Source organism: Nonomuraea sp. NPDC051941 (genome assembly GCF_044593615.1).
In genome coordinates, this window is sequence record NZ_JBIUCF010000012.1 from 122,039 (window position 1) to 146,531 (window position 24,493).

22 protein-coding genes are annotated in these 24,493 nt (G+C 71.2%); 7 read left to right on the top strand and 15 right to left on the bottom strand.

Features of this window, described 5'->3' with window-relative positions; translation table 11 throughout:
* Positions 1–3 precede the first annotated feature (3 nt).
* Positions 4–633, top strand: coding sequence for a TetR/AcrR family transcriptional regulator (locus tag ACIHFD_RS21475; RefSeq protein WP_350734713.1), 630 nt, complete (start codon positions 4–6; stop codon positions 631–633).
* Here ACIHFD_RS21475 and ACIHFD_RS21480 read toward each other — a convergent pair.
* Genes ACIHFD_RS21480 through ACIHFD_RS21500 form a run of 5 tightly spaced genes read right to left on the bottom strand, consistent with a single transcriptional unit; the run spans position 587 to position 5,158 of the window.
* On the bottom strand, positions 587–1,420 hold the full coding sequence (locus tag ACIHFD_RS21480) for an ABC transporter permease (RefSeq protein WP_355199005.1): 834 nt from the start codon (positions 1,418–1,420) through the stop codon (positions 587–589). The two genes, ACIHFD_RS21475 and ACIHFD_RS21480, sit on opposite strands and share 47 nt — an antisense overlap.
* Positions 1,417–2,136, bottom strand: coding sequence for an ABC transporter ATP-binding protein (locus ACIHFD_RS21485; RefSeq protein WP_397368401.1), 720 nt, complete (start codon positions 2,134–2,136; stop codon positions 1,417–1,419). Before ACIHFD_RS21485 ends, ACIHFD_RS21480 begins: the two co-directional genes overlap by 4 nt.
* 22 nt (positions 2,137–2,158) lie before the next feature.
* On the bottom strand, positions 2,159–3,124 hold the full coding sequence (locus ACIHFD_RS21490) for a phosphotransferase family protein (protein WP_397368402.1): 966 nt from the start codon (positions 3,122–3,124) through the stop codon (positions 2,159–2,161).
* Positions 3,121–4,311, bottom strand: coding sequence for an acyl-CoA dehydrogenase family protein (locus tag ACIHFD_RS21495; RefSeq protein ID WP_397368403.1), 1,191 nt, complete (start codon positions 4,309–4,311; stop codon positions 3,121–3,123). Before ACIHFD_RS21495 ends, ACIHFD_RS21490 begins: the two co-directional genes overlap by 4 nt.
* A gap of 52 nt (positions 4,312–4,363) precedes the next feature.
* Positions 4,364–5,158 carry a CPBP family intramembrane glutamic endopeptidase gene (locus tag ACIHFD_RS21500; RefSeq protein ID WP_363968781.1) on the bottom strand — a complete coding sequence of 265 codons (795 nt, stop codon included), beginning with the start codon at positions 5,156–5,158 and terminating at the stop codon, positions 4,364–4,366.
* A gap of 61 nt (positions 5,159–5,219) precedes the next feature.
* On the opposite strand from ACIHFD_RS21500, the gene ACIHFD_RS21505 reads away from it, so the two are divergent.
* The gene (locus tag ACIHFD_RS21505) at positions 5,220–5,564 is read left to right on the top strand and encodes a DUF6285 domain-containing protein (protein WP_350734703.1); all 345 of its coding nucleotides are present in this window, start codon (positions 5,220–5,222) and stop codon (positions 5,562–5,564) included.
* 43 nt (positions 5,565–5,607) lie between these two features.
* On the opposite strand, the gene mctP is transcribed toward ACIHFD_RS21505, so the two are convergent.
* The 3 genes from mctP to ACIHFD_RS21520 all read right to left on the bottom strand — a co-directional run bounded on the left by mctP (position 5,608) and on the right by ACIHFD_RS21520 (position 8,463).
* The gene (gene mctP / locus ACIHFD_RS21510; protein ID WP_397368404.1) at positions 5,608–7,218 is read right to left on the bottom strand and encodes a monocarboxylate uptake permease MctP; all 1,611 of its coding nucleotides are present in this window, start codon (positions 7,216–7,218) and stop codon (positions 5,608–5,610) included.
* The gene (locus tag ACIHFD_RS21515; RefSeq protein ID WP_350734699.1) at positions 7,215–7,424 is read right to left on the bottom strand and encodes a DUF3311 domain-containing protein; all 210 of its coding nucleotides are present in this window, start codon (positions 7,422–7,424) and stop codon (positions 7,215–7,217) included. Before ACIHFD_RS21515 ends, mctP begins: the two co-directional genes overlap by 4 nt.
* Positions 7,425–7,914: 490 nt before the next feature.
* A complete protein-coding gene (locus tag ACIHFD_RS21520) occupies positions 7,915–8,463 on the bottom strand; it encodes a VOC family protein (RefSeq protein WP_355198992.1) in 549 nt (182 codons plus the stop codon).
* Between the two features lie 78 nt (positions 8,464–8,541).
* Between ACIHFD_RS21520 and ACIHFD_RS21525 the strand changes: the two genes are divergently transcribed.
* Positions 8,542–9,432, top strand: a complete 891-nt coding sequence (locus ACIHFD_RS21525; protein WP_355198990.1) for an SDR family oxidoreductase — start codon at positions 8,542–8,544, stop codon at positions 9,430–9,432.
* Between the two features lie 7 nt (positions 9,433–9,439).
* On the opposite strand, the gene ACIHFD_RS21530 is transcribed toward ACIHFD_RS21525, so the two are convergent.
* The 6 genes from ACIHFD_RS21530 to ACIHFD_RS21555 form a co-directional block, all read right to left on the bottom strand.
* On the bottom strand, positions 9,440–10,384 hold the full coding sequence (locus ACIHFD_RS21530) for a helix-turn-helix transcriptional regulator (protein WP_397368405.1): 945 nt from the start codon (positions 10,382–10,384) through the stop codon (positions 9,440–9,442).
* Positions 10,366–11,952, bottom strand: a complete 1,587-nt coding sequence (locus tag ACIHFD_RS21535; RefSeq protein ID WP_397368406.1) for a CocE/NonD family hydrolase — start codon at positions 11,950–11,952, stop codon at positions 10,366–10,368. Before ACIHFD_RS21535 ends, ACIHFD_RS21530 begins: the two co-directional genes overlap by 19 nt.
* Before the next feature lie 58 nt (positions 11,953–12,010).
* On the bottom strand, positions 12,011–15,505 hold the full coding sequence (locus tag ACIHFD_RS21540) for a S8 family serine peptidase (protein ID WP_397368407.1): 3,495 nt from the start codon (positions 15,503–15,505) through the stop codon (positions 12,011–12,013).
* Positions 15,506–15,634: 129 nt separating this feature from the next.
* The gene (locus ACIHFD_RS21545) at positions 15,635–16,258 is read right to left on the bottom strand and encodes a TetR/AcrR family transcriptional regulator (RefSeq protein ID WP_397368408.1); all 624 of its coding nucleotides are present in this window, start codon (positions 16,256–16,258) and stop codon (positions 15,635–15,637) included.
* The gene (locus ACIHFD_RS21550; RefSeq protein ID WP_397368409.1) at positions 16,255–17,085 is read right to left on the bottom strand and encodes an oxidoreductase; all 831 of its coding nucleotides are present in this window, start codon (positions 17,083–17,085) and stop codon (positions 16,255–16,257) included. Before ACIHFD_RS21550 ends, ACIHFD_RS21545 begins: the two co-directional genes overlap by 4 nt.
* On the bottom strand, positions 17,082–18,272 hold the full coding sequence (locus ACIHFD_RS21555; RefSeq protein ID WP_397368410.1) for a cytochrome P450: 1,191 nt from the start codon (positions 18,270–18,272) through the stop codon (positions 17,082–17,084). Before ACIHFD_RS21555 ends, ACIHFD_RS21550 begins: the two co-directional genes overlap by 4 nt.
* Before the next feature lie 311 nt (positions 18,273–18,583).
* Between ACIHFD_RS21555 and ACIHFD_RS21560 the strand changes: the two genes are divergently transcribed.
* The 3 genes from ACIHFD_RS21560 (at position 18,584) to thyX (ending at position 22,755) form a co-directional block, all read left to right on the top strand.
* Positions 18,584–20,722: an anthranilate synthase component I gene (locus tag ACIHFD_RS21560; RefSeq protein WP_364241494.1), complete on the top strand. Its 2,139-nt coding sequence runs from the start codon at positions 18,584–18,586 to the stop codon at positions 20,720–20,722.
* Positions 20,723–20,772: 50 nt separating this feature from the next.
* On the top strand, positions 20,773–21,933 hold the full coding sequence (locus ACIHFD_RS21565) for an amidohydrolase family protein (protein ID WP_350734684.1): 1,161 nt from the start codon (positions 20,773–20,775) through the stop codon (positions 21,931–21,933).
* An 87-nt stretch (positions 21,934–22,020) separates the two neighbouring features.
* Positions 22,021–22,755, top strand: coding sequence for an FAD-dependent thymidylate synthase (thyX, locus tag ACIHFD_RS21570; protein ID WP_350734682.1), 735 nt, complete (start codon positions 22,021–22,023; stop codon positions 22,753–22,755).
* A gap of 7 nt (positions 22,756–22,762) precedes the next feature.
* Here the strand turns inward: thyX and ACIHFD_RS21575 are convergent, their stop codons facing one another.
* Positions 22,763–23,053, bottom strand: coding sequence for a hypothetical protein (locus tag ACIHFD_RS21575; protein WP_397368411.1), 291 nt, complete (start codon positions 23,051–23,053; stop codon positions 22,763–22,765).
* A gap of 306 nt (positions 23,054–23,359) precedes the next feature.
* Between ACIHFD_RS21575 and ACIHFD_RS21580 the strand changes: the two genes are divergently transcribed.
* The gene (locus tag ACIHFD_RS21580; RefSeq protein ID WP_397368412.1) at positions 23,360–24,478 is read left to right on the top strand and encodes a globin domain-containing protein; all 1,119 of its coding nucleotides are present in this window, start codon (positions 23,360–23,362) and stop codon (positions 24,476–24,478) included.
* Positions 24,479–24,493: the final 15 nt, after the last annotated feature.

A 24,493-nucleotide genomic window follows, 5' to 3' on the forward strand; every position in this document is an offset into this window, starting at 1 on the left:
CGGGTGAGTGGACGGGACCCCGACCGGCGCAGAGCGCTGCTCGACGCAGCCGACCGGGTCATCCTGACCCAGGGCCCCGAGGTCTCGATGGCGGCCATCGCCGCCGAGGCCGGCATCACCAAGCCCATCCTCTACCGCCACTTCGGCGACAAGAGCGGCCTCTACCAGGCGCTGGCCGACCGCCACGTGCGCACGGTCATCGCCCAGTTGCGCCCCGAGCTCGTCGCCCCTGGCGCCGACCTGCGGGGCCGGGCGCGGGCGACCATCGGCGTCTACCTCGACCTGATCTCGGCCAACCGCAACCTCTACCGGTTCCTGTTCCACCGGGCCAGCGCCGAGGACTCCCGGTTCCGCTCCCACATGACCGCGCTCGTGCGTGGGCTGGGCGAGGAGCTCGGCGGCCTGCTGGCCGGCGAGCGCGCGGTGCCCGACCCGGTGCGGGCGCAGGTGCTGGGGCACGCGTTCGTCGGCATGGTGCAGACGACCGGCGACTGGTGGCTGGAGCACCCCGAGGTGGACCGCGTACAGGTGGTCGAGGGCCTGGTGGACGTGATCGCCGCGGCCCTCGTCCGGCAGCCCGCCGCCGTCAGTCCCCGAAACGGGAGAGCTTCCCATGCCGCCGGGCATACCTGAGCGCCCAGGCGAACAGCCCCACCGTGCCGGCCAGGTAGACCACGTTGAGCCCGCCCGCCCAGGCCAGCCGGTCCCACGGCACCGCGCCGCCGCCCATGACCGTGCGCATGCCCTCGAACACGTGCGAGGCCGGCAGCAGCCACGAGATCGTCCGCAGCGGCTCGGGCAGCACCGAGATCGGGTAGAAGATCCCGGCCAGCGGCTGCACCACGAACACCAGCGACCAGGCGATCACCTGCGCGTTCTCGCCGAAGCGGAGCACCGCCGCGATGCCGACCAGGCCCAGCGACCAGCCGAGGACGAGCAGGATCCCCATGAACGGCACCAGCCCCACACCCATGCTCGACAGCCCGAACCCGTACAGGCCGAGGGCCAGCCCGGCCATCACCGCGACCGCGAACGCCACCTTGCCCAGCGAGAACAGGACGAGCCCCGCCAGGTATTCGACGCTCGACAGCGGGCTGACCTGCACGTTGAGCAGGTTGCGCGACCAGATGTCCTCCAGGAACGCGATCGAGATCTCGTTGCTGGCCTTCTGCAGCACCTGCCAGAGCAGCACCGCCCCGAGCAGGAACGCCACCACGAACGGCACCCGCTGCGCCTGCAGGAACAGCGTCACGAAGCCCCACAGCACCAGCTCGATCGTCGGCCAGAACAGGATCTCGAACATCCTGACCGGGCTGCGCCGCAGCGCCGCGAAGTCGCGCCGGACCACGCCCATGACGCGCGTGCGCCGGGCGGCCAGGCTCAAGGGGGGCAGAGTCACCGTGGTCATCGGCGTGGTCATCCGCGTGCCACCTTCAGGAACACCTCTTCCAGGTCTTCGGCCCCGTAGTGGCCGGCCAGCTCCTTGGCGCTGCCGGCGGCCACGACGACGCCGTCCGACATGAAGTGGATCCGGTCGCACATGCGCTCGACCTCGCGCATGTTGTGCGAGGTGATCAGCATGGCGCTGCCCTCCTCCCTGGCCAGACGGGACAGCAGGCTGCGGACTCGGTCGCCGGCGTCGGGGTCGAGGTTGGCCGTGGGCTCGTCGAGCACCAGCAGCCTGGGCGCGTTGAGCAGCGCCTTGGCGAGGTGCACGCGGGTGCGCTGGCCCGACGACAGGTCCATCACCTTCCGCCTGCGCAGCGGGCCCAGCTCGAACAGCTCGATCATCTCCTCCACCCGGCGGCGCGGGTGGCGCAGCGCGTAGAGCCGGGCGAACGCGTCGAGCACTTCGTGCACGTGCAGCACGCCGGGCAGGTCCACGTAGCTGGCGGCGAAGTTGACCTGGCTGAGCGTCTCGGTGCGGTGCCGGGCCAGCTCGAGGCCGAACAGCCGGATCGTGCCCGCGTCGGGGGTGATCAGGCCGAGCAGCATGTGGAGGGTGGTCGACTTGCCCGCGCCGTTGGGGCCCAGCAGGCCGACGACCTCGCCCTCGCCCACGGTGAGGCTGAGGTCGCGCACGGCGGTGACCCCGCCGAACCGCTTGACCAGATGGGACGCTTCCAGGATGGCCACCGGTCAAGCGTGCGGGCCGGGGTCACGCCGGGGCAACGGGTTTTTCCCGGAGCATGCGCAGCAGGTCCCACTCGTTCTCGCACACGCGCCGGCCGATCGCGGCCAGCTCCACCGACCGGGCGCCGCCGCGCAGGTGCCGCATGGTCTGCATGACGCAGATGATCCCCCACTTGAGCACGCCGAACGTCTCCCACCAGCGCAGCGCGTCCCGGTCCACCGGGTGCCCGCCGGCGGCCTCGTACGCGTCGACCAGCTCGTCGTAGGCGCCGAAGCCGCCCACCGGCAGCGGCGAGCCGAACCGCCACGCCTTCACGCAGAGCCAGCCGAGGTCCTCGAGGGGGTCGCCGAGGTGGGCGAGCTCCCAGTCGAGCACCGCCCTGATGCCGTCGGGACCGACGATGAGGTTGCCGTTGCGGAAGTCGCCGTGCACGACCGTGCGCTGCGTAAAGGCAGGGCGGCCGGCGGCCAGCCGGCGCAGCGCCAGCTCGAACACCGGGTGCGGCTCGCCCAGCAGGTCCAGCACGTCCCGCCAGCGCCGCAGCGGATCCTCCGCGCCCTCTTCCGGCGCCTCCTGCTCCAGGCAGGAGGGCGGCATGCGGTGGATCGCGGCCAGGGCCCGCCCGCACTGCCCGGCCAGCAGGGGCCGCGCCGCCGCGTAGGCGTCGTCGCGCAGGATCCTGCGCGGGATGGTCTCGCCGGCCACGCGGGTCATGAGGATGTACGACTCCCCGGCGGCGACGATCGCGGGCACCGGCACCCCGGCGCCGGACGCGGCCCGCATGAGCGTGGCCTCCGACGCGAGCGGGGCGCCGGCCTCCAGCGCGGCCCCGGGGGAGTCGAGCCGCAGGATCAGCTCGTGCCGCTCGGAGCCCGTGACGACGTCGAGGGCCCAGGTCTCCCGGGACGCCCCGCCGGGCAGCCGGGCGCTGAAGGGCACGGACGCGTCTGCCCCGAACACCTCGCCGACGATCTCGTGGAGCCGGGTCATCGCAGGCCGAACTCCCAGTTGCCGCCCGCCGCGTACTCGCCCAGGATGCGCCGTCCCACCGCGTCGATGTGCACCTCGTCGGGCCCGTCGTAGATCCGCCCGGCCCGCGCGTGCCGGTACATCCGATCCAGCGGCGTGTCGGGGGTGAGCCCGGCGGCGCCGTACACCTGGATGGCCCGGTCGATCACGTTGTGCAGCGTGCGCGCCCCGACCACCTTGATCGCGCCGATCTCGACCCGGGCCTGCGAGCCCGCGTCCACCGCTTCGGCGGCGTGGAGGGTGAGCAGCCGGGCGGCCTGGATCTCGGCGTAGGAGTCGAACACGTGCTGGCGCATGAGCTGCTTCCCGGCCAGCGGCTCGCCGAACGCGGTCCGCTCCTGCAACCTGCGGCACATCAGGTCGAACGCCCGCTGCGCCTGTCCGAGCCAGCGCATGCAGTGGAAGATCCGGCCGGGGCCGAGCCGCTGCTGCGCGATGACGAACCCGTGGCCGCGCGGGCCGAGCAGGTTGGCGGCGGGGACGCGGACGTCCTCGTACCGGACCTCGCAGTGCGCCCCGTCGAGCCCCAGCACGGGCGTCTCGCGGACGATGCGGTAGCCGGGCGTGTCCGTCGGCACGAGGATCATGGAGAAGGCCAGGTGGGGCGGCGCGTCCTGCTCGGTCCGGCACATGACGGTCGTGTACGCGGCCCGCGAGGCCCCGGTCGTGAACCACTTGTGCCCGTTGATCACCCATTCGTCCCCGTCGAGCACCGCGGCGGTCCTGATCTGGGTGGGGTCGCTGCTGGAGATCGACGGCTCGGTCATGGCGAAGCTGGGCCAGATGTCGCCCCGCACCAGCGGTTCGAGGTAGCGCTCGCGCTGCTCGGGGGAGGCGTGCTCGTGCAGCATCAGCGAGTCCTGCAGCGTGAACGTGCCCAGCGCGAGCTGCCCGTACTCGCTGCGGCCCTGCACCTCGTTGACGTAGACGTAGTCGAGGAACGGCAGGCCGCCGCCGCCCAGCTCACGCGGGTGGCCGAGGGCCCACAGGCCCTCCTTCCTGGCCTCGGCCCGCAGCTCGTCCAGGGCCGCCGCGGCCTCGGGCCCGCCCGCGTGCAGCACCGGCTCGGCCGGCTCCACCCGCTCGGTCATGAACGCGTGGACGGCGTCGCGGACCGGCCGGACACCGTCGGGAACGGCGAAGCTCATGTTCCGGATCTCACCCGAAACCAGTTGCCAGGTCAACGGTTTCGGGACGGTTTCAGGGCAGCCAGCTCACGCGGCCGTGCAGGAAGGCGTACCCGACGAAGGCGACGGCGTCGATCAGCGTGTGCGCCACCACCAGCGGCATCGCGCGCCCCCAGCGCTGGTAGAGCCGCCCGAACACCAGACCCATCACGACGTTCCCGACGAACCCGCCGAACCCCTGATACAGGTGGTACGACCCCCGCAGCAGCGCCGACACCGCGACGGCCTTCCACGGCGTCCACCCGGCCTGCCCGAGCCGGTGCAGCAGGTACCCGGCGACGAGCACCTCCTCCAGCACCCCGTTCTGCGCCGCCGCGAGCAGCAGCACCGGGACCTGCCACCACACCTGGGGCAGCTGGCCGGCGACGACGGTCAGGTTCACGCCCGTGGCCCACACGACGAGGTAGAACGCCAGCCCCGTGCCGCCGATCGCGGCTGCCAGCACCGCCCCGCGCACCGTGTCGCGGCCCTTCTCCCGGAAGTCCACGCCGATCGTGCGCAGCGACTCCCCGGAGCGCACCATCAGGTACGCCACCAGCGCGACCGGCGCCACGCTGACGGCGATGTCGGCGAGCTGCAGCGCCAGGTCCAGCCACGGCCGCCCGGGCGCCATCGACCGGACCAGCACGGCCTGCTGGCCCTTCAGCTGCTCGGGCGCCGTGAGCGAGCCGATCAGCCGCAGCAGCGCCAGCAGGCCGCTGGCGCCGAGGGAGACCGAGAACACGACGAACAGCTCGGCCCGGATGAGCCGGGGCCCGAGCGCCGGGGGCGGTCCCAGAGGGGAGGCGGTGGGAGACTCTGTGCGCATGGCCGCAGGCTAGCCGTTCATCGATCGGACGCGAATAAATAGTGCCTTGAGGAGAAATCAGATGACATCTGCTCCGCACGACGTGCCCACGGCGGCCCAGCTCGTGGCCGCCGTCCGCGACTTCCTCCAGAGCGACGTGCTCCCGGCCGTGGACGGGCGGGTGCGCTTCCACGCGCGGGTGGCGATCAACGTGCTCGGCATGGTGGAACGGGAGATCACGCTCGGCCCGGAGCAGGCCCGCGAGCACGCGGCGCGGCTGGCCGCGCTCGGCATGGCCGACGACGCCGAGCTGGCCGCCGCCATCCGCGAGGGCCGGATCGAGGACGACCACGCGCTCGTCACCGCCCTGGAGCAGGCCGTACGGGCGAAGCTGGCGGTCGCCAACCCCGCCTACCCGCAAGACTGACGGCCCGCCCCGCTCGTAGCGGGACGGGCCGTCACCCGGGGGATCAGTGCGAACCGGTCAGGTCCAGGTCCTTGACCTTCGGATCGCCCTCGTCGGCGAAGTAGTCGTCGCGGGCCGTCGCGTCCTCGCCGTCCGCCACCTTGGTCGCCCGGAACAGGAGCGTGCCGAGCGCCGCCACCACCAGGTTCACGGCCAGCGCCAGGAACCCGGTGTAGATCGTCATCTTGGTGTCGAAGCCCAGGTTCGACAGCGCGAACGCCGAGCCGCCGAAGTGCTCCTGGTGCTTGGCCGGGTTCGGGGTGAGGTACAGCATCCACATGCCCGTCGCCAGGCCGGCCGCCCAGCCGGCGATCAGGCCGCCCTTGTGGAACCAGCGCGTGTACAGGCCCAGCGCCACCGACGGCAGCGTCTGCAGGATGATCACGCCGCCGATGAGCTGCAGGTCGATCGAGAACTGCGGGTCGAGCAGCAGGATGCACAGCACCGCGCCCACCTTGACCACCAGCGACACGACCTTGGAGACGTTGGCCTCCTGGGCGTCGCTGGCGTTCTTGTTGAAGTACTCGCGGTAGATGTTGCGGGTGAACAGGTTCGCCGCCGCGATCGACATGATCGCCGCCGGGACGAGCGCGCCGATGCCGATGGCCGCGTACGCGACGCCCGTGAACCAGTCGGGGAACATCTTGTCGAACAGCAGGGGCACGATCGTGTTGGTGTCGGCCGTGCCCGCCTCGTTCACCACCGGCTTGATGCCGGCCGAGATGGCCATGAAGCCGAGCAGCGCGATCAGACCGAGCACGAAGCTGTAGGCGGGCAGCGCCGACATGTTGCGCTTGATGACGTTGCGGTTCTTCGAGGCCAGCACGCCGGTGAGGCTGTGCGGGTAGAGGAACAGCGCCAGCGCCGAGCCGAAGGCCAGCGTCACGTACTGGAGCTGGTTGTTGGCGTTCAGCAGGATGCCGTCGCCCGGCGCCGGGCTGGCGTCGAACTTGGCCTTGGCCGCGTCGAAGATCGAGTCCCAGCCGCCCAGCTTGGCCGGGATGTAGATGACGGCCGCCAGGATCACGATGTAGATCAGCGCGTCCTTCACGAACGCGATCAGCGCGGGCGCCCGCAGGCCCGACTGGTAGGTGTACGCGGCCAGGATCGCGAACGCGATGACGATCGGCAGGTGCCCGGTGATGCCCATCGCCTTCAGCACCGCCTCGATGCCGATGAGCTGGAGCGCGATGTACGGCATCGTCGCCACCAGCCCGGTGATCGCGATCACCAGCGCCAGCGTCGGCGACCCGAAGCGGGCCCGGACGAAGTCGGCAGGGGTGACGAACCCGTGCACGTGCGACACCGACCACATCCGCGCCAGCACCAGGAACACCAGCGGGTACACCACGACCGTGTACGGCAGCGCGTAGAACCCGATCGCGCCGGAGCCGAACACCAGCGCCGGCACCGCCACGAACGTGTAGGCGGTGTAGAGGTCGCCGCCCACCAGGAACCACGTGATCCAGGACCCGAAGCTGCGCCCGCCGAGCCCCCACTCGTTGAGGCTGGCCAGGTCGTTCGGCCGCCGCCACCGCGCGGCCACGAACCCCATGACGGTGACCAGGAGGAACAGCAGCACGAAGACGACCAGTTCGGTCGTGTGCGCGCTCACTTGGTCATCCTGTAGACGATGGTCGTGGACACGACGCCGACCACGATGAAGGCCAGCTGGAGCCAGTAGAAGAGCGGGAAGCCGAGCAGGCGGGGCTCGTCGGCGTTGAACAGGAACGTCAGCAGCGGCAGCACGATGGGCAGGATCAGCAGCCAGTTCCAGGGGCTGCGGTCGGTGCGTGGCTGCCCGGGTTCCCCGGTAGTCATCAACCCTCCGATGAGTGGATCTGGAGCCGGCTGTGACCGGTTCCTGACGGGTAGTCAATGGAGGGAGAGTAGCTTTACGGCGGTATTAATCCAAATGTCGGCAATATTACGGTTTGGCCTAAATCTTTGGTCCCTGACAGGGGGCCACACGCGTCGCCACAGAAACCATAAACACTCACCCGCCGCACGCCTCCCCCTGATCGCCGAATGGTCCCTTCCCCGCGACGAACGGTCCCGCACCCCCACCAAGCCACCGCACCGGTGAGACCCCGGATAACGGGACCGGACGGGCCGTTGCAGGGCGGCGTGCGGGCGTGGCGCGACGTCCTGGGACCGTCGTAGGTCGGCACGTCGCGGGGATGCGCCGTGATGGGGCGGTAACTCGCGACGGTGCTTCGGAGCGCCGCGTCGGCGGGTCGGGGTGCGGTGGAGCCCGGCGCTGTCGTCGGTGCCCAGCCCTCCACGGGCGCGAGGTGCCCGCGTTCGTGGGTCAGACGGTGCGGTCGGCGGCGGTTTTGGGGTCGTGGTGGACGTCCCCCGGCTGCCCCACCCGGCGCGTCCAGGCCGCGAACTCCACCAGCACCCCATCGGGATCCTTGAAGTAGATCGACCTGACGAACACCCCGTCATGCATCTCCGGCGCCACCCCGAACTCGCTGTCGTCGTGGTTGAGCAGCACCCCCACGTCCACCCCCTTGGCCACGAGCCGTTCCCGGTACTCCTCGATCCGCTCCGGCGGCACGTCGAAGGCGATGTGGTTCATCGACCCGACCGCCGACAGCAGTTCCCCCCGATCCGGCAGGTTCTTCGGCGCCGACACCCCCGGCACGCCCTCCGGCGCGTCCGGGAACCAGAAGAACGCCAGCGCGTTCCCGCCCCCGCAGTCGAAGAAGAAGTGCTGGCCCCAGCCCATGGGCAGCTCGATCGTCTTGATCAGCGGCATGCCCAGCACGCCCGAGTAGAAGTCGACGGTCTGCTTCATGTCCGAGCAGACCAGCGCGACATGGTTGACCCCGCGGAGCTCGAATTCGCTGTTCATAGTAACTCCGTACTTATCACACGGTTATACGAAAAAACATGACACGAGATGTCGGGTATTCGGGGAACGATCGGCCACATGATTGCTTTGGTGGCGGGGGCGACCCGCGGAACGGGACGGGGCATCGCGGTGGCGCTGGGCGCGGCCGGCGCGACGGTCTACTGCACGGGCAGGAGCACGCGGGAGCGGCGTTCGGAGATGAACCGGCCGGAGACCATCGAGGAGACGGCGGAGCTGGTGACCGCGGCCGGCGGGACGGGCATCGCGGTCCAGGTCGACCACCTGGACCCCGGCCAGGTCGAGGCGCTGGCCGAGCGGGTGGAGCGCGAGCAGGGCAGGCTCGACGTGCTGGTGAACGACGTGTGGGGCAGCGACCACCTCTGGGCGTGGGACACCCCGGTCTGGAAGCACGACATGGACAAGGGCTTCCGGCTGCTCAGGCTGGCGGTCGACACGCACATCATCAGCAGCCGCCACCTGCTCCCGCTGCTGATCAGGAACGAGGGCGGCCTGGTCGTCGAGGTCACCGACGGCACCTGGGCCTTCAACGAGACCCGCTACCGCGAGAACGTCTACTACGACCTGGCCAAGGTCTCGGTGAACCGGCTGGCCTTCGCCTGGTCGCGCGAGCTGCGCCCGTACGGGGGGACCGCGGTGGCCGTGACGCCGGGGTTCCTGCGCTCGGAGGCGATGCTCGACAACTTCGGCGTCACCGAGGACAACTGGCGCGAGGCGAAGGTGGACGTCACCTGGATGGTCTCCGAGACCCCCGCGTACGTCGGCAGAGGCGTCGCCGCCCTCGCCACCGACCCCGACCGGCAGCGCTGGTCGGGCAGGTCGGTCTCCAGCGAGGACCTGGCCGGCGCGTACGGCTTCACGGACGTGGACGGCAGCCGCCCGCGGGTGTGGAGCTTCATCACGGAGGCGCGGGAGCCGGGCAAGGACACCGACCCGGCCGAGTACCGCTGAAGGCCGGTCAGGGCCGGTAGAGGGCGGACGTGCGGGCGGCGGCGTCGGCGACCAGTTCCCGCAGCTCGGGCGGGTCCAGCACCTCCGCCTCCGGCCCGAACCGCAGCACCTGCGAGTACGCCACCGGCACCGACTCCACCGCCAGCCGCACCGTCCCGTCCGGCTGGAGCGAGGCGAGCGCGTCGTCGAGCGCGGCCGGGTCGGCGATGTGCCGCAGCATCCGCACCCCGTGCTCGCTGAGCCGCAGCGTGACCACGTCCCGCAGCAGCGACCGGCTGAACTCCGCCGACTGCTCCGCCCAGAAGGCGGCCAGGTCGAAGGAGGGCTCCCGGTCGAACGGCTCGGCGAGCACGGACACCGCGCCGAACCGGTGCACCCGGAAGATCAGGAACCGGGTCCCGAGCCGCGCGGCCAGGTACCAGGCACCCGCCTTGAGCACCAGCCCGTACGGCTCCAGCGTGCGCACCTTCCCCTTGTAGACGGCCGAGACACGGCGGTCGTTCCACACGGCCCTGGCCAGCGGTGCGAGCGCCTCCGGCGGCGGGTCGTCGCCGACGAACCAGCCGGGCGCGTCCAGGTGGAAGCGCTGCGCCGCGACGGCCGGCGCGTCCCGCAACGCGGGGGAGAGCGCGGCGGCGGCCTTCAGCCGGGCCGTGGCCGCCACCTCCTCCAGCCCCATCTCCCGCAGCGCCGCCGGCACCCCCGACAGGAACAGCGCCTCCGCCTCGGCCCGGTCCAGCCCTGTCAGCCGCGTCCGGTACCCGTCCAGCAGCCGGTAGCCGCCGCCCCGTCCCCGGTCGGCGTAGACGGGCACGCCCGCCTCCGACAGCGCGAGCACGTCCCGGTGCACGGTCCGCTCGGAGACCTCCAGCTCCTTGGCCAGCTCGGCCGCCGTCATCCCGCCCCGGCCCTGCAGCAGCAGGACCAGCGACATCAACCGCGAGGCGCGCACAGCGGCAGCACCACGCCGGAGGGACGGTCGGGGGAGTGGAACACCTCGACGTCGGCGGGCACCATCGCGCCGTCGCCCCCGCCGAGCGGGTCGCCGTTGCCGGGGTTGCGGGCGATCGTCGGGTACGCCCCGGCCGCCACGTGCACCCTGATCCGGTGGTCGCGCCCGAACCGGTGCGCGATCGGCCACAGGTCCACGGAGACCCGCCGTACCCCGTCGAGGGAGTCCGACGCCGAAAGGCGGCGCACACCCTCGCACACGTTGAACGAGCGCCCGTCCGGGTGCACGTCGCACACCCGCACCACCACGTCCACGTACGGCGTGCTCGACCGCACGAACAGCTCGCCCCGCACCGGCCCGATCATCTCCACGTCCGACTCCAGTGCCGCCGAACTGTACACCAGCACGTCGCGCCGCTGTTCCAGGCGCCGCTGATCACGCGGCCGGGAGTCGCCGAGCAGGACCGGCCCGCCGATCACCGGCGTCGGATGGGAGGGGTTGTACCGGAACCGGTCGGGCGGGGCGTCCAGGGGCCCGTCCGTCCCCAGCCCGAAGCCGTGCTGCAGGTGCCAGCGCTGCTCCCGCATCCCCGGCGGCGGCCAGTCGGGGAGGTCACGCCACTCCTCGGCCGCCGTCACGTACAGGCGCACGGGGTCGGGCCGCAGCCCGGAGCGGTCGCCCAGCAGGTGCGCGCGGAACCAGGCCAGCGACTCGGCCATGGCGGGCCGCCCGTGCCGGGTGTCGATGTGGTACCAGGGCCCGATCGTCAGGTACGGCCGCCGCCCCGCGGCCCGCATCGCCGTGTAGTCCTTGAGCTGCCACGGCAGGAAGACGTCGTACCAGCCGCCCAGCATGGTGACGGCCGCCTCCACCTCGCCCACCCGCGGTGAGAAGTCACGTTTGTCCCAGTAGGGGACGTCCGGGTGGGCGTGGTGCATGAGCAGGTCCTGGTAGAACCGGAGCGGCCGCCCGGCCGAGGCCAGGTCCAGCTCGGCCACGGGGCGGCCGGACAGGACCGCCCTGCGGGTCAGCCGGGGCGCGGTCAGCAGGGCGGCGCCGCCGAACCGGCGCGACATGCCGTCGGTGAGCGTGGTCCAGCTCAGCGTCGACTCCAGCGCGAACGCGCCGCCCACGTACGCCGCGTCCCTGAACTGGGAGGCGGTGATCTGCGTGGCCATGGCCTTCAGCTCGGGCCCGGCGTAGGGCGCGACGGCCCACTGCGTGTAGCCGAGGTAGGAGGGGCCGAACATCGCGAACGAGCCGCCGTACCAGGCCTGCTTGCGCAGCCAGGCGATGGTGGCCAGGCCGTCGTCGTGCTCGTCGCCGAGCGGATCGAGCAGCCCGCCGGAGCCGAAGCCGCCACGGCAGCTCTGGATGACGACGTGGAAGCCGTGCCGCGCGAAGCCGCGGCCGTAGTACCAGCCGAACAGGCCGCGCCGGCCGTACGGGGAGCGCATCAGGATGACGGGTGCCCGCTCGCCGCCGGCCGGGGCGTAATGGTCGGCCAGGAGTGTCACGCCGTCGGGCATCGGAACGGGAAGATCCCGCTGGAGCCGCACGCGTCTCATGTACTAACCAGTAACAGATGCCCCCGGGCCGTGACAGCCCGGGGGCACCCGTGGGCCGCTACGGGGTCGCCCGGTCGGGGCGCTCCGAGATGCGGACGGCGTTCACGATCGTGGCGCCCTGCCGGGTGGCGAAGCGCACGTTGAGCTGGCCGTCGGTGACCTTCACCGTGTACTGCCTGCTCACCGCCGTGTACGTGCCCGCCTCCAGGGCCAGGTCGAGCGCCGGGATCGCCAGCTGCCCCTCGACGAGGACGTCGAAGACCCGCTTGCCCGGCTGCGTGCTCTTCAGATCGGCGAAGTCCAGCTCGACCGTGTACGTGCCGGCGGGCACGTTGTCGAAGCGGTACTCCAGCATCTTCTCCCTCGCGGTCCTGAACAGCGCCTGGTCGGCGGTGCCCGCGATGGTCCTGGACGTGCTCGACGTGCTGGTCGAGGTGGCCACGTAGCCGTAGCTCCCCGCCGCGTACTTCTTGTCCGGCGTCCAAGTGTCACCGGCGCCGTCGACCACGTTCTTCGTGGCGCCCGTGTCGATGGCGACCTGCAGCTTCGGCACCACGACCGACACCTTGATCTCGATGGTCGGCTGCCGGCCGCTGGCCGACCGGACGAGGAGCGTGCCGGTCTTGACCGTGCCGGGCGCGACGCCCGCGCTGGAGAGCGTGGCCTTCAGCGTCACCTTCTGCCCCTTGGCGAGCTCGCCCGAGGCCGGCGTCGTGGCGAACCACGGCTCCGAGGCCACCGTGTACGGCGTCGGCGCGCCCAGGTTCGTCAGCTCCAGCGTCCTGGTGCGGGTGGACCCGGCCGGCATCACCACGGTCAGCTCGCCCGCCGACGCGCTCACCTGGCCGGTGACCAGCGCCGTGTCGATCCGCGTCACCGTGGTGGGCGCGACCGTGACGGCCTTGGTGAAGGTGCCGTAGTGCTCCTTGGACACCACGACCTCGTAGTCGCCGGCCAGCACCTGCCCGTAGAACGAGCCGTCCTCGGCGGTCGTGAACGTGGCCACGTCGCCCACCTTCACCGTCGCCCCGGCCAGCGGCTTGCCGTCGTTGGCGTCGGTGACCGCGCCGGTGACCAGGCCGTGCCGGCTGGCCGTGAACGTCAGGCCCTGCCCGGTGGACACCACCGGCTCCTCGTAGGAGTAGAGCATGGCGTCGGTGCCGCCCGCGTTCTCGATGCCGATGGTGGCGCTGGAGCCCTGCTCGCGCTCGCTGTCGATGTCCTTGTACCGGAAGGCGATCGAGCCGTCCTCACCCAGCAGCGCCGAGAACGACACCCGCAGGTCGGCGGCGTTGTAGAAGCCGGCGTTGCGCCACTCCACGACGAACGTCCGGTGCGGCGCCGTGCCCGTCACCCCGGTGTAGACCCCGGCCTGGGCGTCCATGATGAGGTCGTCCCAGTACGGGTAGACCGCGTTGTTGGGCGTGGTCGTGGTCGGCAGCCGGCCGTTGCTGCCGGTGGTGACCCGGTCGGTGGCGAACGAGACGTACCCGTTCGTGCCGATCCACGCCTTGCCGTACCCCGTGCCGTAGTACGGGATCGGGAACGGCAGCGTCACCTGCACGGCCTCGTCGTCGCCGCTCAGCGCCAGCTTGTCGGTGCCCGCCACGTACGCCTGGGCGCCGCTCTTGCAGGTGTAGCCGAAGTTGTCGCCGCGCAGCGGCAGCTCGATGTCCTTGGTCACGTCCCCGGCCACCGAGACGGACGCCGTCGTGCCGCTGGAGCAGCGGGACACCGGCGTGATCCGCAGCTCGTAGTCGCCCCGCGGCAGGGTCAGGCTGTAGCGGCCCGAGGCGTCGGTCACGGTGCTCACCGGCGTGCCGGTGGCCTCCACCGTCGCGCCCGCCTCCGGCGTGCCCGCGGTGCTGACCGTGCCGGACACCACGCCGGACTGCAGCCTGGTCAGGGACACGTCCGCGGTCGCGGCCTGCCCGGCCGTGATCGTGGCCGTCGCGCCCGCCTTCTCGTAGCCGAACTTCTCCGCGCTGACCTGGTAGTCGCCCGGCAGCAGGCGCGGCACGGCGTACGTGCCGTCCTGGCCGGTCGTCACCGTACGGCTCAGCGGCCCCGAGAGCGTGATCGTCGCGCCCGCCACGGGCGAGCCGGCCGAGGTGACGGTGCCGCGCAGGTCGCCGAGGTCCTCGTGCGGCGCGGCCTGCACGGCGGCGTACGTGTCGAGCCGGCCCTCGCCCCAGACGTTGTTGTCGGCCGCGGTGCCGCCGCAGCTGGTGTCGCTGACGTCGACGGCGGTGCTGTCGAGCAGCGGCCGGGTGGCCGCCACCTTGCCCTGCAGGCCGGGCGAGCCGGACCAGATCAGCGCGACCGTGGCCGCCACGTGCGGCGAGGCCATCGAGGTGCCGGTGAAGCTTTCGTAGGAGTTGCCCGGGGTCGAGGAGCGCACGTTGACGGCCGGGGCCGCGATGTTCGGCTTGATCTCGCCGTTCTCGCCCTCGCCCTTGCTGGAGCGGTTGTACAGCGTGTTGTTGATGTCGAAGCCGCCCGCGCTGTAGCTCTCCACGTACTGGCCGGGTGAGCCGCTGGTGCGGCAGGCGGGGCCCTCGTTGCCGTTGGCGAACGCCGGGAAGATCCCGGCCGCGACCCACGCCTCGACCGTCTCCTTGTACCAGGGGTCGTACCCGTCGCCGCCCCAGGAGTTGTTGACGATGTCGGGGGCCAGGTCGGGGCGCGGGTTCTGGCCGTTCAGGTCGGTCGGCGCCAGGACCCACTGCCCGGCCGCCAGCAGGGAGGCATCGGTGCAGGTGTTGACCTCGCAGCCCTTGGCGGCGATCCACTTGGCGCCGGGCGCGACGCCGATGCCGTTCGCGCCGACCATCGTGCCCATGGTGTGCGTGCCGTGGCCGTTGTTGTCGCACGGCGCGGCGGTCGGGCAGACGTGCGCCGGGTCGAACCAGTTGTAGTCGTGCGTGAACGTGCCGTCCTGGTTCCTGCCCCGGTAGCTCTGCACCAGCTCGGGGTGGTCGAACTGGGCGCCGGAGTCGATGTGGGCGATCACGATGCCCTCGCCGCGGTTGCCCAGCTCGCTCCAGACACGAGGGGCGTTGACGCGGTCGATGTTCCACTCGACGGCGTTCACCTTGGCCTCGGCCTTGCCCGGCGTGGGGTCCGGCAACTTGACGGTGCGGACCGGCTGGATGCTCTCGACCTCGGCCAGCTTGGCGATCTCGCCCGCGAGCTTCGCGTCGGCGGTCACCCGTACGGCGTTGACGATCCAGTACGGGGTGTAGTCGGTGCGGCGGGAGTCGAGCAGCTTGCGCAGGCCCGCCTGGGAGGCGGCGGCCCGCTCGGTCTTGGCCTCGAAGACCAGCTCGGCCTTCGTGTCCTTGGCGACGGCCCGGCGGGCGCCGCTCAGGTCGGCCGCCCCTTTCAGCCGGACCCAGAAGGTGGCCTTGTCGTCCTTGTCGAGCTGCGCCTGGACGGCGGCGTCGATCTTCGCGGGCTCCGGCGCGGCCAGCGCCGGGGCCTGCGGCACGCATAAGCCTGCGATGACGGCGATCCCGGCCAGGACCGCCCGCCAGCGGGGGGTGTTGGGCACGCGACTCTCCTTCGAGTCCCTCGAGACAAGAGGTGATCTTTACGCTTCTGTCGAGAAGCGTGAAGAGATCGTGTCGGGAAAGCAAGAGGTGTCGCGAAATGTAACGTGACTGCCTGAAATGTAATCTGGTCAGCTGATATATCGCCGGTAACCGACCTGCCGCATGATCGTAAGGAAGTACGCCTTGATCTCCTCGGCGCCCTCGTCGTCGGGACGGCCGACCAGATGGCCCGTCACCGCGCTGGTCAGCAGCTCCTGCACCACGTCCACGTCGAGGTCGGGCGGGAGCTCCCCGCGCTCGCGGGCCGCGGTCAGCGCCTCGCGCACCACCGCCGCCCGCCGCCCGCCGTTGCTCTCCCGGTACGTCCGCACCAGCTCGGGATAGTCGTCGACCGTGCCGAAGACCCGCCGGAGCAGGACCCGGTTACGTGGATCGGCGAGATGCAGCGCCCATTCTTCGAACATGTGGTCCAGGTCGCGCCAGCCGGTGAGCGCCGGGTCATTGTCGTGCAAAGCCCACTTCAGGGTGCGCACCAGCAGCGCCGTCTTGTCGGTGTACCTGCGGTAGACCGTCGCCCTCGTCACGCCGGCCCGCTTGGCGACCTGCTCGATGCTGGTCTGCTGGGCGCCGTACTCGATGAGCAGGTCGAGCGCGGCCGCCAGGATGGCCGTGTCGGCCTCCTGGTTGCGCGGCCGTCCGGCCGGTCGCGCGGCTCGCGTGCCGGTCGTGCCGAGGTCGTCGGTGGTCATCATGCGCGGCGGGTCACCATCTTGTCGTAGAGGCGGTCCGGCAGGAGTCTATTGACCCACAGCAGCAGCCCGGCCAGGTAACCGACGGCGTAGCGGGGCTTCGGGTCGCGCGCGGCCACGATCCGCACGACGGCCCGGCCCACCACGCTCGGGTCCGACGCCTTGCTGCCCGGCCCGAACCCCGCCTCGGTCCGCCGCGCCATCCACTCCGCGTCGTCCGCGTATGCCCCGTGCCCCGAGATCTCCCGCAGCTCGCGCGGCGTGTCGTCGCCGAACTCCGTCTTGATGATCCCGGGCTGCACCACCACGACCCGCACCCCGAACCGCCCCACCTCCTCCCGGAGCGAGTCGGAATACCCTTCCAGCGCGTGCTTGGAGGCGTGGTACCAGGCGCCCAGCGGCAGGGCGATCTCGCCGCCGATCGAGGAGATGTTGACGATCGTGCCGGAGCGGCGCTCGCGCATGTGCGGCAGGACGAGCTGGGTCAGCCGCGCCAGGCCGAACAGGTTGACCTCGAACACCTGCCGCGCCCGCTCCATCGGCACCTCCTCGGTGGCGCCGTACACGGACGTGCCCGCGTTGTTCACCAGCACGTCGATGCGCCCCTGCTCGCCGAGGACCGTCCGCACCGCCCGCTCCAGGTCGGCGTCGCTGGTCACGTCCGCGCCGATCGCGTGGCCGCCGGCCTCGCGGAGCGCGTCCATCCGCTCCACGCGGCGCGCCAGGCCGTACACGGTGTGGCCGGCGCGCAGCAGCTCCAGCGCGGTGGCGCGGCCGATGCCGGACGACGCGCCCGTGACGAGGCAGACCCTGCCCTTGACGCCGCTCATCCCCGGACGTCCCAGGTCACCGGGAGGCTGTGGACCCCGTAGATGAGCATGTCGGTACGGAGCGGCACCTGCTCCGGCTCGACCGCCAGCCGCAGCGACGGGAACCGCCTGAACAGCGCCGGATAGCCGGCCCGCATCTCCACCCTGGCCAGCTGCTGGCCCAGGCACTGGTGCACGCCGTGGCCGAAGCCCACGTGCCCGCCGGTGTCCCGGCGCAGGTCGAGGACGTCCGGGTCGGGGAAGCGGCCCGGGTCGCGGTTGGCGGACGGCATCGAGACGGTGACCGTCTCACCGGCCCTGACCAGCTCGCCGCCCAGCTCGACGTCCTCCAGCGCCGTACGGACGAGGAAGGGGACGATCGTGAGGTAACGCAGCAGCTCCTCCACCATCTGGTCCACCCGGCCGGGCTCGTCGCGCAGGACGGCCAACTGGCCGGGGTGGCGCAGCAGCGCGAACGTGCCCAGGGCGAGCATGTTGGCGGTGGTGTCGAGGCCGGAGCCCAGGAGCAGGAACCCGATGTTGGCCAGCTCCTCGTCGGTGAGGTCGCTCCTGGTCAGGCCGCTGAGCATGTCGTCGGTGGGCTCGGCCCGCTTGGCCACGACCAGGTCGCGGATGCGCGCCTGCATCGTCAGGAACGTGGAGACCTTCCGCTCCTGCGGGGCGTCCGGGCGTACCAGCTCGGTGGCCTCGGCCATGAAGCCCGCCCGCTCCTCGTCGGGCACGCCGAGCAGCTCGCAGATCACGACCGCCGGCACCGGCGCCGCGAACGCCTCCACTAGGTCGGCCGGCGGGCCCTGCCGCTCCATGAGGTCGAGCTGTCGCTCGGTTACCTCCTCGATGCGCTCGGTGAGCATGCGCATCCTGCGCACCGTGAACTCGCCGGTGAGCAACTGGCGGTAACGGGTGTGATCGGGCGGGTCCATCCCGATGAACATCCCGGGCGGGCTCGGCCGGCCCGTGCTGGTGCTCTCGATGGGGACGTGCCGCAGCTCGGTGCGGGTGCTGAGGCGCCGGTCGGCCAGCACCTCGCGCACGAGCGCGTGGCTGGTGACCAGCCAGCCCAGGTGGCCGTCGGGGTAGGCGAGGCGGGTGATGGGGGCGGTCGCGCGCAGCTCGGCGAGGCCGTCGGGAGGGTCGAACGGGTTCGGCCGCAGGGTGGGGAGGGTGATCGCCTCGGTCTCGGACATCGTGGGTCTCCTCTCAATCCATGAATACAGTACAGCTCTGTATTCAAACTCGCGCACCCACCCCACCCTCGGCCGCTCACCGGGCGCGAGGGGGTCGGCGCGCCGTACGCCGGCAGGGGGCGGGTCGGCGTTGCGCGATCATGGTCCGCCGGTTAACCTGTTCGCATGCGAAGTCACGCTCAGCTCCAGTGGTGGCGCCGCTCCTAGGCGGCGCGTGTTTCGCATTCCTCAACGGACGGCCGCCCCGGATGGCGGCCTTTCGCGTGTCCGCCCCCGGGGCTCGATCATTTGACGTGGTAAAGGGGCAGGAAGTGGAGACGAGCGGATATACCACCGCCGGGGGCATCGGTGTCGAGCGCGAGGCGCGCGAGGTGGACGAGGCCGCACTCGAAGAGATCGTGACCTCGCTCGGGCACAGGCGCGGCGGCGCGTTCTCCTCGGGCATGGACTACCCGGGCCGTTACAGCCGATGGGCCTTCGGCTACGTCGACCCGTGCCTGGAGCTGGTCGCCAAGGGCCGCGTCATCTCGGCGACCGCGCTGAACGAGCGCGGCAGGGTCGTGCTGCCCGCCGTCGCCTCCTGCCTGCTGGCCGCCGGGAAGCCGGTCGCCGAGCCGACGCCGGACCGCGTCGAGGTGTACGTCCCCGAACCCGGTAATGATCCGGCGGACCTGCTGCCGGAGGAGATGCGCAGCCGCCGGCCCACGGTGTTCACCGCGATCCGCGAGGTCATCGCCGCCTTCAAGGGTGACGACCCGCACCTCGGCCTGTACGGCGCGTTCGGCTACGACCTGGCCTTCCAGTTCGAGCCCATCAGGCAGGAGCTCGTCCGCCCCGACGACCAGCGAGACCTCGTCCTCCACCTGCCCGACCGCATCATCGTGATCGACCGGCAGCGCGAGTCCAGCGTCGAATTCCGCTACGAGTTCACCGTCGACGGCGCCACCACCCGCGGCCTGGAGCGCACCGGCGCCACCGCCGAGCCCGTCACCCCCGGCGAGCTGCCCGAGAACCCGGAGAGGGGCACGTACGCCAAGGTCGTGGCGGCCGCGAAGGAGAGGTTCAAGCGCGGCGACCTGTTCGAGGTCGTGCCCGGGCAGGTCTTCCACTCCGTCTGCGCCGACCCGTCGGCCTTCTACCGCGGCCTGCGGCAGAGCAACCCGGCGCCGTACGAGTTCATCATCAGCCTCGGCGAGGGCGAGCACCTGGTCGGCGCCTCGCCCGAGATGTACGTCCGGGTCAGCGGCGACCGCGTCGAGACCTGCCCCATCTCCGGCACCATCGCCCGCGGCAGCAACCCGGTCGAGGACGCCGAGGCCATCCGCACCCTCCTGTCCAGCGTCAAGGAGGAGTCGGAGCTGACCATGTGCACCGACGTCGACCGCAACGACAAGTCGCGCATCTGCGTGCCCGGCACGGTCAAGGTCATCGGGCGCCGCCAGATCGAGCTCTACTCCCGCCTGATCCACACGGTCGACCACATCGAGGGGCGGCTGCGGCCGGAGTTCGACGCGCTCGACGCGTTCCTCACCCACATGTGGGCCGTGACGGTCACCGGCGCGCCCAAGACATGGGCCATGCAGTTCATCGAGGACCACGAGGCCACGACCCGCAGGTGGTACGGCGGCGCCATCGGCTTCATCGGCTTCGACGGCTCCATGAACACCGGCCTGACCCTGCGTACCGCCCAGATCAAGAACGGCGTGGCGACGGTCAGGGCCGGGGCGACGCTGCTGTTCGACTCCGACCCCGAAGCGGAGGAGCGCGAGACCGAGCTCAAGGCCAGCGCCCTGCTCGGCGCCCTGGCCGCGGTGAACCGGCCGGGCACCGTCCCGGTCCCCGAGCCCAGGCCGCAGCCGGGCCAGGGCATGAAGGTGCTGCTCGTCGACCACGAGGACTCCTTCGTCAACACGCTGGCCGACTACTTCCGCCAGGAAGGGGCCGACGTGGTGACGCTGCGCCACGGCTTCCCGGCCCACATGATCGACGAGATCGCGCCCGACCTGGTGGTGCTCTCGCCGGGGCCCGGCTGGCCGTCCGACTTCGGCATGTCGGCGCTGATCGACCAGATCTACGCCCGCGACCTGCCGGTCTTCGGCGTCTGCCTGGGCCTGCAAGCCATGGTCGAGCAGGCCGGGGGCACGCTGGAGCTGCTCGGCTACCCCGAGCACGGCAAGCGCGGCCAGGTCTCGCGGATCGCCGACAGCGCGCTGCTGGAGGGGCTGCCCGACGAGTTCACCGCGGCCCGCTACCACTCGCTGCACGCCAAGCAGCCCGGCGTCGTCGGCTTCGCCGCGACCGCGCTCACTCCCGACGGCAACGTCATGGCGATCGAGGACGTCGAGCGGCGGCGCTTCGCCGTGCAGTTCCACCCCGAGTCGATCCTCACGCAGGAGGGCGGCGCGGGCGCGAAGGTCATCGCGAACGTGCTGCGTCTGTCCCGCAGATAACTACGGTAAAACCGCCGCGGGAGCGTGCGGGGCTCCCCTAGAGTCTCCGCATGCTCCCCGTAGACCTGCCCGGCACGGTGCGTGACGCGCTGCTGGCCCCGCTCGTCGACCACCACTGTCACGGGGTGCGGCGGGACGACCTGAGCAGAGCCGAGTTCGAGCTGCTCATCAACGAGGGCGGCAGCCCGGCGCCGCCCGGCACCACCCACTTCGACGCGCCGCTCGGGGTGGCCGTGCGCCGCTGGTGCGCGCCGCTACTCGACCTGGAGCCGCACGCCCCGCCGGCCGTCTACGTCTCGCGCCGGGAGGAGCTGGGCGCGGCCGAGGTCAACCGGCGGCTGCTGGCCGGTGCCGGGGTGGTGGCGTTCCTGGTGGACACCGCGCCCGCTGACATCGGCCCGGGGGACGTCGACCTGCTGACCGCCACCGAGATGGGCCGCCACGGCGGGGCCGCCGCCGACGAGCTCGTACGGATCGAGCAGATCGAGCGGGACGTGGCCGAGGACGCGCCGCTGGCCGTGGACTACCTCGACGGCGTCGGCGAGGAGCTGACCGCCAGGGCCGCCCGGGCGGTCGGGCTGAAGACCGTCGTTGCGTCGCTGTACGGCCTCGACTTCGACCCGGCCAGGCCCACCAGGGGAGCGGTGATCGCGGCGGCCAACCGGCGGCTGTCGGACCCGAAGCAGCCGCTGACGGACGAGGTCCTGCTGCGCCACCTGCTCTGGAGCGCGGTCGACGTGGCCAGGGAACGGGGGCTGCCCGTGCAGTTCCACACCGGTTTCGGCGGCTCGGGGCCCGACCTGCACCGCACCGACCCGGGCCGGCTGGGCGCGTTCGCCAGGATGCTGCAGCCGGTTGGCGTGCCGCTCATCCTGCTGCACTGCTACCCGTTCCACCGCCAGGCCGCCTACCTCGCCGGCGTCCACCCGCACGTCTACGTGGACGTCGGCCTCGCGCTCCCGCACACCGCCGCCGCCTCGGCCAGGGTCGTGGACGAGCTGCTGGAGCTGGCGCCGTTCCACAAGCTGCTGTTCAGCTCCGGCTGCCACGGGGTGGCCGAGACCTGCTACCTGGGCGCGCTCTACTACCGGCAGGCGCTCGGCGCGGCGCTCGGGTCGCGGCTGGCCGCGGGGGAGTGGAGCGCCGCGGACGCCGCCCGGATCGCCCACATGATCGGCTCGGGGAACGCCCGCCGCGTCTACCGCCTGTGAGTCCCGGGGGGCCGACTCGCGCCGGGCGGCCCTGACCTGGTTTGCTGGGGGCCGTCACAACACCCGACCTGAGCAGGGGGGCTCTTCGTGGGCACTGTCGAACCCGAGGCCGAGATCACGTTCCGCAGCGACGTGGACGTGGAGCTGGTCAAGGCCGCCGCGTCGGACGCCGACGTGCTGTGGGCCGCGCGCGTCTCCACGAAGGGTGAGAGCTCTCTGGAGGAGATCGAGGCCGATCCCCAGCGTTCCAAGGGCCTCATCAACTACCTGATGCGCGACCGGCACGGCACGCCGTTCGAGCACTCTTCCATGACCTTCTACGTCAGTGCGCCGATCTTCGTTTTCCGGGAATTCATGAGGCATCGGACCTTTTCCTATAACGAGGAGTCCGGCAGGTATCGGAAGTTGACGCCGGTTTTCTATGTGCCCGGGCCGGAGCGGAAGCTGGTGCAGGAAGGAAAGCCCGGCAAGTACGTGTTCCTGGACGGCACCGCCGAGCAGCACAAGCTGGTGACCGAGGCGACCCAGGAGAGCTACCGGCAGTCCTATCGGGCCTATCTGGAAATGCTCGAGGCGGGGGTGGCGCGCGAGGTGGCCCGTACGGTGCTGCCGGTGGGCCTCTACTCCTCGATGTACGCCACCTGCAACGCCCGCGCCCTGATGAACTTCCTGTCGCTGCGGGTCAAGCGCGAGGACTCCACGTTCCCGTCGTTCCCGCAGCGTGAGATCGAGATGGTCGCCGAGAAGATGGAGGCCTTGTGGGCGGAGCTCATGCCTCTGACCCACGCGGCGTTCGAGGCCAACGGGCGGGTCTGCCCCTGACCTCGCCTCAGGGCAGGCGGGACGTGGTCTCGCTGATCATCTGAGTGAGGATCGACGCGGTCGCGGGGTGGGTGTCGAGGAGTTCGTCCAGGCGGGCCCGCCACGCGCCCGCCTCCGCGTAGATCGCGTCCGCCTGCGCCTGCAGCCGCAGCCGCGTCTCGCACAGCTGCGACTGGTACATGGGCCCCAGGCGGTGGCCGACCGTGTCGCTGAGCCACCAGTAGGCGTCCGTGTTCGCGGCGGAGACGAAGGTCCGGGCGCCTTCCCAGGCCACGCGCCTGGGATGGAGCGCTGCCATGGCCGGAGGGTACGCCCCTCGCGCTCGGACGGGAATGACTCCCAGCGCCAACCCCACCGGCAAATACGATTTTTCCTCGCATTTTCCGTCCGAAATTCGTATGCGAGACATAACGAGGTAACTACAGATGGTTGGCTTCGCACCGTATTGAGGAGAAACGGTTGTGACGCGTCATCAGTGGTGTAACACTCAATTTTGAGCGCATCGGTTGTACCGGGGAGGGGCCGCGCGCTCAAGACCCGGAGCCGTCAGGGAGGTGAACGACACGACCGGAACCCGATTCCGGTCCATAGGTGGGGTTGGTAAATGTCGTTGAATCCGCGCCTGGTAAAAGAGAGTTTCTCCGTCATCGAACCGGTGGCCGACAAGGCGACGGCCTACTTCTACGGCCGGCTGTTCGCCGAGAGCCCGCATCTGCGGGGCATGTTCCCGCCCGCCATGGACGTCCAGCGGGACCGCCTGTTCAGCGCATTGACCCGCATCGTGTGGAGCCTGGACAGCCCGGGCAGCCTCGCGACGTACCTGGGCCAGCTGGGGAGGGACCACCGCAAGTACGGCGTGATCGCCGAGCACTACACCGCCGTCGGCAACGCCCTGCTCGCCACCATCCGCCGCTTCGCCGCCGAGATCTGGAACCACGAGATCGAGGCCGCCTGGGTCGCCGCCTACACGGCGGCCGCCAAGCTCATGATCGAGTCGGCCGCGTCCGACTCCGGGGTCTCGCCCGCCTGGTGGCCGGCGGAGGTGATCGACCATGAGCGGCGCCATCTCGACATCGCGGTCCTCACGCTGCGGCCGGCCGAGCGGCTGCCGTACACGCCGGGCCAGTACCTCAACGTGCAGACCCCGCGCTGGCCGCGGGTCTGGCGCACGTACTCCATCGCGAACGCGCCGCGCGCCGACAACACGCTCAGGCTGCACGTCCGCTCGGTCCCCGGCGGCTGGGTGTCCAGCTCGCTCATCAGGCACACCCGCATCGGGGACACGCTGCTGCTGGGCCCGCCGATGGGCACGATGGGGCCGTGCGAGAGCAGCCTGCGCGACGTCTTGTGCGTGGCGGGCGGCACGGGCCTGGCCCCGCTGAAGGCGATCATCGAGCACATCATCGCCTCGGGCCGCCGGCCCAACATCCACCTGCTGTACGGCACGCGCACGGTCGAGGAGCTCTACGACCTGCCCGACCTGATCAGGATGGAGTCGTCGTTCCCCTGGCTGCGGGTGCTGCCCGTGGTGTCCGGCCAGCCGGGGTACGGCGGGATGCGCGGCCACCTGCCCGAGGTCGTGCAGCGCTTCCACTCCTGGGCCGAGCACGACGTGTACGTGTGCGGCCCGCCCGGCATGGTCAACGAGACCGTACGCCGCCTCCAGATCGACGGCGTGCCTCTGTCACGCATTCACCGGGACATCGTCCAGGCCGAACGCTGACAGATCTTGACACTT